We start from the raw sequence: 10,652 nt of genomic DNA on the forward strand, positions 1-10,652 counted from the left end.
AGAGGTGTATAAGAGACAGGGAGGCGGCGGATCGACAATGCTAGCCAGACGTCCGGCTACGCGAGCTATTAGACGCAACGGTCTTCCTAAAACAATCATACGCTTATTCCCAGCGACGCTGTGGGATCGTCAAACCGCATTTCCTTGCTATCTCGAAATCAGCCAACGCCAGATCATGCGCCCCATCGCGTTCATGCACCAGTCCTCGCCAGTAGACGTATTCGCCTCCAATTCCATAATTAAGAGAATCCTTAAATACTTCGGGGAGTGCTAGTATCATCCCGCGCTCGTCACCTTCGGCGGCGGCGATCGTAGCCTCGACGGAAAGTCGATCGGCAAAATCGCCGTCTCCGCAGCGCAGCACACTGGTAGCGGACAGCACCTTCGAAATTTCGAGATCGGCGTAAACGCGCTCAGGAAATATAAACAACAAATCGCCGTTTACCACGGGCACATGATTGGGCCACAGTTCACGGACTTGCGCCAATAAATCGCGTATCAACGGGTAGCCATAATTCGCTTCATGAACGTCAAAACCCGCCGCTATGTCCACGAAATAGCGCATGTCATCGACAATCATTATTGGCTGTTCAAGGTCACAGGAGAGAATGCTTTTCAGTTCGCTTACGATCGGGGTGTTTTCTTCCGCGCGCGCGGTATTTCCACCACTCCAATGCGCATCAAGCCAAAATACCGCGGCCGGATCAGAAGAAAGACGTGCCGCTTCTTGCAGCTTTTCGGATGAATCTCCCAACAACAGTTTTACCTTCGGATCTCCCGAAAACCTCTCTGTAGCCTGCCCGTAGAGATCTTCCGACAGTTCAATGCTGTAGACTTTCTCAAAAACGTCCCGCATGGCGTAAACAGTATCACCAAGGTAGGTTCCGGTTTCAACGAAGGCCCGCGCGCCATTCAATTGTGCGATGGCCGCCATTTTGGCTGGATCAAGCGCACCGTTTGCGAGCTTAAAATTCGAAAGAGAAAATTTCATACCACTTCAATCCTGATAACTCTGATGGCAGCATTTCGGATGCCGCCGGCAAATTCGATTAACAATGAAACGGCCATCGCGCATTTGCCATCTCCTGAACAGCTTCTAACATACTTTACAGCGCCTACTCGCCCCGAACAACGATCGATTGGCTGATTTTATCGCGCCATTTTGCCCATCGCCACTTTATGCAAATCGTTGGACAGGCTGAAAATCGAACTACGTCCGCGAATCGCTTCGACGTTTGCGAAACAGCGGCTTTTTCAACGATTACCCCTGCTTTACATTCACTGGTTAGTTTGAGTAGCTCCAATTTAACCTTGGACGAGTGACACCCGGAACAGGGCCACACCAACCGTGACGGCGCTCATCAGCCCCCTCTGGTTCAGCAACTTCAAAACGTAGCGCCGCCTCGTATGCGAAATGATGCATATACTCAAGTCCGCCGGAAAATGTGCTCATAATGAGCATAACAGAATACCTGCCTGTATTAAAAAGATACGGCGGGAGTTCGCATTCGATCCTATAGGTGCCCTGCTGATTGGGCGCTGCCCCCCCTGGATACGAAACGCAGACACGCTCACCAAATTCATCGAAAAAATGAAAGTTTGGAACAGCTGGAAATGGCATGTCTTTCAAGACGTTGTATTGCAAAACTATAGTGTATTTTTTATTTATATCCATTTTTTTATTGATGATATCGAATTCGTTACCAATTGATGCCGAAACGCATTCGATATATTCATCATCAAAACCGTGCTGATTGACCTTATCTGTCGATGGGCTAAATCTATATTTGTGCCAGTCGGCTCCGTCTTGCGGATCAATTGAATGAAGATATTGATTGGCAGCGTTTTCAACCGAGCCGAACGAAACCGCGCGTCCACGTTCCAGGAACAACGCCTTTTCGCACATCGATCTCACGGCCTGCATCGAATGACTGACGAATAGCACCGTGCGTCCATCGCCGGTCAGTTCTTTCATGCGCTCCGCACATCGCCGCTGGAATGCCTGATCGCCTACCGACAGCACCTCGTCGACGATGAGGATGTCTGGATCGAGCCATGCCGATACCGAAAATGCCAAGCGCACGTACATGCCACTCGAATAGTGCTTCACAGGCGTATCGATGAATTTTTCCACGCCGGCAAAATCGACGATTCGATCGAATTTCGCTGTGATTTCGCTTCTCCGCATTCCGAGAATCGCGCCGTTCAGGTAGACATTCTCACGGCCTGTGAGTTCGGGATGGAAACCTGTTCCGACCTCCAGGAGACTGGAGACTTTTCCCCTTATCGTCACCTTTCCCGCCGTCGGCTCGGTAATGCGACTGAGGATCTTCAGCAAGGTAGACTTACCCGCACCATTGCCGCCGATAATGCCGATCCGCTCTCCCTGACCGATATTGAAGGACACGTCCTTTAGGGCCCAGAATGTCTCCTGGGACGACTGCGTTTCGGCTGCCTCTTCATCGATGGATTGCCGCTTCACCTTTGCAGATAGCAGTTCCCTCAGCGAGCGAGCCTGCCGCTTGGCCTGGTGGCTAATAACATAGCTCTTGGAGAGGCTCTCAACCTCTATTGCGTTCGTTTCAGATGTCATCAGCAAACCGGGATTCTGCAGAACGAAAATACATCAGACCGGTCACAAGAAGCGTTCCCGTGATGATCAAAGCGCATGTCAAGCCGTAGGCACTTGGTGCCGTGCCGATAATCGACCATCGGAAGGCGTCAATGACGCCGGCGATAGGGTTGAGGTAGTACAATGTCACCCACCGTTCCGGAACGAGCGCAGTGCTGTAGCCGACCGGGGACGCATAGATGCCAAGCTGCAACAAGAACGGCACAATATGGCGAAAGTCGCGGTATCTGACTGTCAGCGCGGAGAACCAAAAGCCAATCCCGAGTGATAGCACACCAACCCAAGCACCAAGAACCGGCAATAGCACCAGGTGCCAACTGGGGGCGATCCCATACCACAGCATCAACATCAGCAGCACCAAGATTGAGATGACGAAATCGACACCGCTGACCAAGATCGTGCTGGCCGGAACGATTAGACGAGGGAAATAGACTTTCGATAGCAGGTTACCGTTGGTAATTAGACTATTGCTCGATTCACTGGTCGCATTCGAAAAATAAAACCAAGGCAGCAATCCGGTAAAAACCAGAATTGCATATGGCGTGTCCCCGGATGACAAATTGGCAATCCGCCCGAACACGACTGTCAGAATGATCATCGTGAGCAACGGTCGGATCAAGACCCAGCTGACACCAATTACCGTCTGCTTATATCTAACGAGGATATCTCTCCAGGCCAGAAAAAGCAGCAATTCCCGGTGGCGCCAGATGTCGCTCCAATAGGCCTTCGCCGAAACACCATTCTCGATGACCAGCACGTTTTTGTCTGAACTCATGGGCTTATCAATCGTGCTTGCCGACGGGACTGCGTGATTCACTCATGGTGGTCATAGGCCTTGAAGCCACCTTGCTTGACCAACGCGTCTCGTTTGGCGGCTGTGAAATCCGACTGAACCATTTCTCTTACGAGTTCATGCAAGGTGATTTTGGGTTCCCAACCCAGCTTCACCTTGGCTTTGGTTGGATCACCGAGCAAGGTCTCTACTTCTGTAGGACGGAAGTAACGAGGGTCTACTCTGACGATCAACTGCCCCGGCTGCATTTTGAGCTCAGGATTGCTGATGGTATCAACAACACCGACCTCTTGCTCTCCGTCGCCCTCGAATCGAAGGGTGAATCCAAGCGCCTCCGCAGCGAACTGCACAAACTGGCGAACCGTATATTGCACGCCGGTGGCAATGACAAAATCCTCGGCTACATCCTGCTGCAGCATTAGCCACTGCATTTCGACGTAGTCCTTTGCGTGACCCCAGTCCCGCAGTGCGCCCATGTTCCCGAGGTAAAGACATTCCTGCAGTCCGAGAGCGATGCGGGAGATCGCTCTTGTGATCTTGCGGGTAACAAAGGTCTCACCGCGCACTGGACTTTCGTGGTTAAAGAGAATTCCGTTGCAGGCGTAGATACCGTAGGCTTCCCGATAGTTTATCGTTATCCAATAGGCGTACATTTTGGCCACCGCGTAGGGACTGCGGGGATAGAACGGAGTTGTCTCCTTTTGAGGGACTTCCTGGACCAATCCGTAAAGTTCGGAAGTAGAAGCCTGATAGAATTTCGTCTTGCGTTCCAATTTCAGGATGCGGATTGCTTCGAGAATTCGAAGCGCACCGATGCCATCCGCGTTTGCGGTATATTCAGGTTCTTCGAAACTCACCGCCACGTGTGACTGGGCCGCTAGATTGTAGATCTCATCCGGCTGGGTTTGCTGAATAATGCGAACGAGACTCGAGGAGTCCGTCATATCTCCATGATGAAGGACGAACTGCCGCTGCTTCTCGTGCGGATCCTGGTAAAGATGATCGATCCGGTCCGTATTGAAAAGAGAGCTGCGTCGTTTTATGCCATGAACCTCATAGCCTTTGTCGAGCAGAAATTCGGCGAGATAGGAGCCGTCTTGTCCGGTCACGCCTGTGACCAAGGCCACTTTCTTTTTTTGGTCGGTCAAAATTGAGCTTCCTCGGGAGTTTTCGTATTTTCTGCAGCTGCCATATCAAAGCAGGCCTTGTAGGTAGTCCGCATAAGCATGGCGCAGACCTGTGTCCAGATCAATCCGAGCCTTCCAACCAAGGCTCTCTATCCGGCGGCTATCCATAAGCTTCTTCGGCGTGCCATCCGGTTTTCCGGTGTCGAACGTAACCTCGCCCTCGTAACCCACGACCTGGGCGACCCGCTCTGAGAGTTCCTTGATCGTCAGATCGCTGCCAAACCCGACGTTAACGTGGCCTAGCATTGCTCGCGTGTTGGCACCATGCGTTTGTGCATCCAAATCCATCACAAAGATACTAGCATCAGCCATGTCGTCCACATGAAGGAATTCGCGGAACGGTGTTCCAGTACCCCAGAGGGTGACGCTACCGCGTTTGGTGACTTTGCGGCTGACCGGGTCAAAGCCGATCATCTGGCAAATATCGGCGGGGATTGCTCCATAGCGAGCCTGATCTGCCTCGATCGCGGCGACGTTGTCACCTTGAGCTAGTTTCGCCAAATAGAATTTGCGGATCATCGCGGGCAGTACATGGCTGTTTTCAAGATGGTAACTGTCGCCCGGCCCATAAAGATTAGTCGGCATGACACTACGATAGTCACGCCCATACTGGCGGTTGTAGCTTTCGCAGAGTTTGATGCCGGCAATTTTCGCAATTGCGTAGGGCTCATTGGTGGGCTCCAAGGTCCCCGTCAGCAGAGCTTCCTCACCCATCGGCTGCGGCGCAGCCTTTGGATAAATACAGCTAGAGCCAAGGAAAAGCAGTTTTTCCACACCGTTGACATGCGCAGCATGGACGACGTTGGCCTCGATCATCAAATTCTGGTAAATGAAATCCGCCGGATAGGTGTTGTTGGCGTGAATTCCTCCGACCTTTGCAGCCGCCAAATAGACCTGATCGGGCCTCTCTTGCGCGAAGAAAGAGCTTACAGCTGACTGATCGACGAGATCGAGTTCAGCGTGAGTACGAGTGATGATATTCAGCTGCCCACGGCTTTTCAGGGCGCGTACAATTGCTGCGCCGACCATTCCTCTATGGCCAGCCACGTATATTTTCGGAGGATTGTTCATAGTGGCCCAACTCGCCTCATATTGGCTTCCAAGGCGACCTTTTGCGGTGATACCTCGGCAATCCAAACAATATAAACCGTTGATTTTAAAGACAATAGTTCCAGCTGAAGCTCAGTGCTGCTCATCTCGAAGACTAATATATGTGCATCCATCCTAGGTCAACCGGACAGTTACCCTGGCTGATCGTTTTGGGCCTTCGGAGAAAACTGAACGCAAACGATTAGCCCACGCTCTTTCTTTGCTGAAAACCGTTTGGCTGCAGGTCGCGCCGCAATACACGCTCGTCCCGCAAGGAGAGTTGTCTCTCCGTGAAGGACCAGCGCTCGGACGCCTGATTATGGGTTTCTACGACAACATTGCGGCCGCTTTGTCGAGGTTTGCGACTGAAGCCTTAAAAACATCACGGCGGCTGCAATCAAAAGCCGTTGCTCCACCGAGGTAAAATCCGCTGTTGAGTATGATCAGCGAAGGCACTAGAACGACAAATCGCTTCTGAGATTTTCGGTCAGTGCAGGGCAACATGAATATACTTTTGACAGGTGGAACAGGCTACATTGGCAGCCACACGGCCGTTGAGCTTGCGATGCGCGGGTACAACGTGATCCTTTTGGACAATCTTGAGAACAGTTCCGAAAAGGTGGTGGATCAAATAGCGGCCATTTCTGGTGTGCGCTGTGCGTTTGTAAAGGGCGACGTCCGGGATCGCTTTTTAGTGAAAGGTATACTTCGAGAGCATCAAATAGATGCTGTAATTCATTTTGCAGGATTGAAATCGGTGAGCGATTCCGTATCCGATCCATTGTCTTACTATTCAACCAACTTCGTTGGCACCGTTGAACTTGTCGCAGCGATGTCTGAAGAAAAAGTATTTAGATTGATTTTCAGCAGCAGCGCTACTGTTTACGGGACACCGTCCCGTTTGCCCGTAGATGAGCATCATCCAACGAACCCTCTTAATCCATACGGCAGGAGCAAATTGCACGTTGAAGAGTTCCTGCATGATGTAGCAAACGCATCGTCGGGCTGGTCTATTGTGTGTCTTCGATATTTCAATCCGGCCGGAGCACACGAGAGTGGCCTAATCGGAGAAAAGCCAACATCACGACCTAACAATCTTTTGCCTGTTATTTCTGAAGTAGCTTCAGGGCAACGGAAAAAGCTCGATGTATATGGTGATGACTATGATACCGCAGATGGAACTGGGGTGAGAGACTTTATTCACGTTATGGATTTGGCAGGTGGACATGAAGCTGCTTTGCGGTTTGCCAATAAAAATAGCGGAGTGACGACTTTTAATCTCGGCACCGGCTTGGGCTACAGTGTGCTTGAGATGGTTCGTTCGTACGAACGTGCTAGCGGGCAATCTATTCCTATTGAATTCGCCCAAAGGCGTTCGGGGGACGTAGCATCATGCTACGCAGACACGTCTAAGGCCGGTAATCTGTTGAATTGGAAAGCGACGCGGACGTTAGAAGATATGTGCGCTAGTTCCTGGCGTTATACAAAAGCGCAATGAAACAATTTCATACCATCCTGACCTTTCTGCGACGTTAGAGGATTCAGTCGTCCGTTTTCGTCGGCGTACATTTAGGGTCATTTCAAGGAATGAGGCTCGCTGCCGGACAACACGTCGTCGCTAATTTCATAGAGGATTGTCCCGTTGGTTAAGCAGGATCGAATCTTCGTGTTTGGCGTTCAGTTTGGGGTTTTTTCCTCGAAATGTATCATATTATAGTGTGGGTGAGGCACCTTGGCACGCGAACAAGTTCAATGGGCGGAACCTTCAAAGGAGTGTTAAGTTTAGATGGCATTGGTTATGATACTACGTTTCAAAACGCGTTCTCTATCAACAAAAACCGCTGGTTTGTTGTCGATTAAATATCAGCAGGATGCGCATGGACAGACATTGGGCGGCGAGATAGCCTAAGTCGAAGGTTTTCATAAATAGACAATTATCGAGAGATTAGATGATCTTTGTAACTGGAGGCGCTGGCTTTATCGGCAGCAATTTCGTCCTGGAATGGCTTGCGCGCACAGACGAGCCGATAGCCAACTTGGACAAGTTGACCTATGCTGGAAATCTACAGAGCTTGGCTTCAGCCGCAAATGATCCTCGCCATGTTTTTGTAAAGGGCGATATCGGCGACGCTGAACTTGTCGGGCGGCTTCTTGCAACCTATCGTCCGCGGGCGGTGATCAATTTTGCTGCCGAATCGCATGTCGACCGCTCGATCCACGGGCCGGAAGAGTTCATCCAGACGAACATTGTAGGCACCTTTCGATTGCTTGAGGCGTTGCGAGATTATTATCGGCCGTTGCCCGACGCCGAGAAAAGCGCGTTTCGTTTTCTGCATGTCTCAACCGATGAAGTATATGGTTCTCTGGAGAGGGGCGATGCTCCATTTCGAGAAGACAACCCCTATCAGCCCAATAGCCCTTATTCGGCTACAAAAGCCGCCTCCGATCATCTGGTGCGAGCCTACCACCACACTTATGGCTTACCGGTTCTAACGACGAATTGCTCAAACAACTATGGGCCGTATCACTTTCCGGAAAAGCTCATTCCATTGTGCATCCACAATGCATTGGCCGGGAAACCTCTGCCAATCTATGGTGATGGCGAGCAGATCAGGGACTGGCTATATGTGCAGGACCACTGCAGCGCCATACGCCGCGTATTGGAAGCCGGACAGATCGGAGAATGTTATAATATAGGCGGTTGGAACGAACTAACCAACTTAACTGTCGTCAATACTGTCTGCTCTATTCTCGACGATTTAAAGCCGCGGGATGATGGGCTGTCCTATGCGAGCCAACTCACGTTTGTTGAGGATCGCCTAGGGCATGATCGCCGCTATGCGATAGACGCAACAAAGTTATCTGCTGATCTGGGTTGGCGGCCGTCGGAAACTTTTGACACCGGCATACGCAAGACAATACAATGGAATCTTGATAATCTCGACTGGGTCAAGAATGTTACCAGCGGCGCTTATCAACATTGGGTTGACAAGCAATATGGGACGAGTTGAGCCAAATGAGTTCCCTTGCGCGTGAAAGATTTCTGAAAACATGACGGCACGAAAAGGAATTATTCTCGCGGGCGGTTCTGGAACGCGACTGCACCCTGCGACATTAGTGATATCTAAGCAGCTGCTGCACGTATATGATAAGCCTATGATTTATTACGCGCTAACAACGCTGATGTTGGCTCGAATTCGAGACATTCTGATCATCTCGACTCCCCAAGATACGCCGAGATTTGAAGTATTACTCGGCGACGGGAGCCAGTGGGGTATCAATATATCGTATTGTGTCCAACCACGACCTGATGGATTGGCTCAAGCGTTCACTTTGGGGCGGACCTTCATAAATCAGTCGCCCTGTGCGCTGGTGCTGGGGGACAACATTTTTTATGGCAATAATTTCCAGGGTCTATTGAAGCGCGCATCCGAACAGACTGCTGGCGCATCGGTGTTTGCATATCACGTCACGGATCCTGAGCGTTATGGTGTGGTGGAGTTTGATCAAAAACAGCGTGCGATATCCATCGAGGAGAAGCCGAAGATACCGAAGTCCAGCTACGCAGTTACGGGACTATACTTTTACGATGAACAAGTCTGCGATATAGCGGCTGATATCCGTCCGTCTGTCAGAGGTGAACTTGAGATTACGGACGTGAATGCTCGATACCTTTCAGCGGGACAATTAAGCGTTGAAATAATGGGACGAGGCTATGCCTGGCTGGATACAGGCACCCATGAATCGCTGCTGGAGGCTGCGCAATACATTGCGATTATTGAGAAACGTCAAGGGCTCAAAGTAGCTTGCCCAGAGGAGGTTGCGTACCGCAATGGGTGGATTGGGGCTGCAGAGCTTGAAGCGCTAGCGGCGCCACTACTCAAGAATGGCTATGGCCAGTACCTTGTCAGAATACTTTCGGAAAGCGGTCCACACAATTAGACGCTGGCGAACAGAAGGTTGCGGGGCGTCGTTCCCGCAGCTATCAAGGCACAATGGCGCGCCCTGAAAATTGGCGGTCGTAACCCGCTGTCTGACTATCGCTATTGCCCGCTTATGTACGAGGGCTTGTGAGTCTTGGAGTAAGCTCATTGTGAATTTTTTCTCGCGTTTTTTGTCCCCTACGCGTGCTAGCTGCAAGCTTCACATTGCGCGTCGATATCCCTTATGGGGTATCCACATCATCCGTTACGGGTATACGCATCGTCAAATTTTCTCTTGTGCTTCTGCAGTCCGGCGGGTCGCGAGAGAGTATGCCCAATATAATGGAAGCAGACAAAGCAAGGTCATTATTTCCGAGAACGAAAATCGGACGTGCCCGCTCTCATCACAAACAGATCTCAATTTTTCTTGCTGCTGGGCATTGCGGAGGAGAAGGTTCACGAGCTGTCGGTCTTCCTCGGTCTGCGTTCCGTCCGCATTATGACGTGGCGTACTGGATGTCTTAGGCGCGTGCGGATGCATTCTTCACCTCATGGAATCGTGACGTGTTCTGTATACATCCATTTTCTTAAATAATTAACTATAATTTACACGGCGCCCACCATACGATCTTGATCCGGTGTGTTCGTTTCGCCCGGAAGACATAGAGAGCTCCGTTGAACGGATCACTGCCAGCATCTCGGTCGCGTTCTCTGGATCAGACGACCAGCATCGTTGATCGAGGTGACCGCCAAGTTACATGTAAGCGGCAAGCTGAGGCCGTTCAGGCCATATAGTTCCATGGCATGAGGGCGTCGATATCGCTGCTGGGCCAGCCGTTTGCGAGACGCTCAAGCGTTTGGGTAAGCCAAGCCTGGGGATCGACGGTATTCATTTTAGAAGTGGCTCGGGAAATCTGCACATTGGGGATAAGTGGAATTTCTGCCTGACTTCGGCTTAGATGCCGGGAACAGGAGATACCATGACGAGACGACCGCGCCGGAACCATAGCCCGGCTTTCAAGGCGAAG

9 protein-coding genes and 1 pseudogene are annotated in these 10,652 nt (G+C 51.0%); 3 read left to right on the forward strand and 7 right to left on the reverse strand.

From position 1 onward, the window contains the following. Positions 1–103: 103 nt before the first annotated feature. The 5 genes from GVL52_RS27450 to GVL52_RS27470 all read right to left on the reverse strand — a co-directional run bounded on the left by GVL52_RS27450 (position 104) and on the right by GVL52_RS27470 (position 5,734). Positions 104–991: a hypothetical protein gene (locus GVL52_RS27450; protein ID WP_160012578.1), complete on the reverse strand. Its 888-nt coding sequence runs from the start codon at positions 989–991 to the stop codon at positions 104–106. A gap of 294 nt (positions 992–1,285) precedes the next feature. Further along, a complete protein-coding gene (locus tag GVL52_RS27455) occupies positions 1,286–2,593 on the reverse strand; it encodes an ABC transporter ATP-binding protein (protein ID WP_160012579.1) in 1,308 nt (435 codons plus the stop codon). Continuing rightward, positions 2,583–3,407, reverse strand: coding sequence for an ABC transporter permease (locus tag GVL52_RS27460; RefSeq protein ID WP_160012580.1), 825 nt, complete (start codon positions 3,405–3,407; stop codon positions 2,583–2,585). Before GVL52_RS27460 ends, GVL52_RS27455 begins: the two co-directional genes overlap by 11 nt. 38 nt (positions 3,408–3,445) lie before the next feature. Next, positions 3,446–4,573: a GDP-mannose 4,6-dehydratase gene (gene gmd, locus GVL52_RS27465; RefSeq protein ID WP_160012581.1), complete on the reverse strand. Its 1,128-nt coding sequence runs from the start codon at positions 4,571–4,573 to the stop codon at positions 3,446–3,448. 45 nt (positions 4,574–4,618) lie between these two features. Then, the gene (locus GVL52_RS27470) at positions 4,619–5,734 is read right to left on the reverse strand and encodes a GDP-L-fucose synthase family protein (RefSeq protein ID WP_368735332.1); all 1,116 of its coding nucleotides are present in this window, start codon (positions 5,732–5,734) and stop codon (positions 4,619–4,621) included. Between the two features lie 469 nt (positions 5,735–6,203). Here GVL52_RS27470 and galE point away from each other — a divergent pair, with 469 nt between their 5' ends. The 3 genes from galE to rfbA all read left to right on the forward strand — a co-directional run bounded on the left by galE (position 6,204) and on the right by rfbA (position 9,643). Next, a complete protein-coding gene (gene galE, locus GVL52_RS27475) occupies positions 6,204–7,199 on the forward strand; it encodes a UDP-glucose 4-epimerase GalE (protein WP_160012583.1) in 996 nt (331 codons plus the stop codon). A gap of 451 nt (positions 7,200–7,650) precedes the next feature. Continuing rightward, the gene (gene rfbB, locus GVL52_RS27480; RefSeq protein ID WP_160012584.1) at positions 7,651–8,712 is read left to right on the forward strand and encodes a dTDP-glucose 4,6-dehydratase; all 1,062 of its coding nucleotides are present in this window, start codon (positions 7,651–7,653) and stop codon (positions 8,710–8,712) included. Positions 8,713–8,752: 40 nt separating this feature from the next. Further along, a complete protein-coding gene (gene rfbA, locus GVL52_RS27485) occupies positions 8,753–9,643 on the forward strand; it encodes a glucose-1-phosphate thymidylyltransferase RfbA (protein WP_160012585.1) in 891 nt (296 codons plus the stop codon). A gap of 580 nt (positions 9,644–10,223) precedes the next feature. Here rfbA and GVL52_RS31365 read toward each other — a convergent pair. Then, positions 10,224–10,307, reverse strand: a pseudogene (locus GVL52_RS31365) (hypothetical protein); the annotation flags it as partial. Positions 10,308–10,406: 99 nt separating this feature from the next. Further along, positions 10,407–10,652: transposase domain-containing protein (locus GVL52_RS31040; protein WP_244619313.1), on the reverse strand; the 246-nt coding region annotated here is incomplete at its 5' end.

It is taken from the genome of Rhizobium sp. 18055, from assembly GCF_902706285.1.
Classification (GTDB): domain Bacteria; phylum Pseudomonadota; class Alphaproteobacteria; order Rhizobiales; family Rhizobiaceae; genus Rhizobium.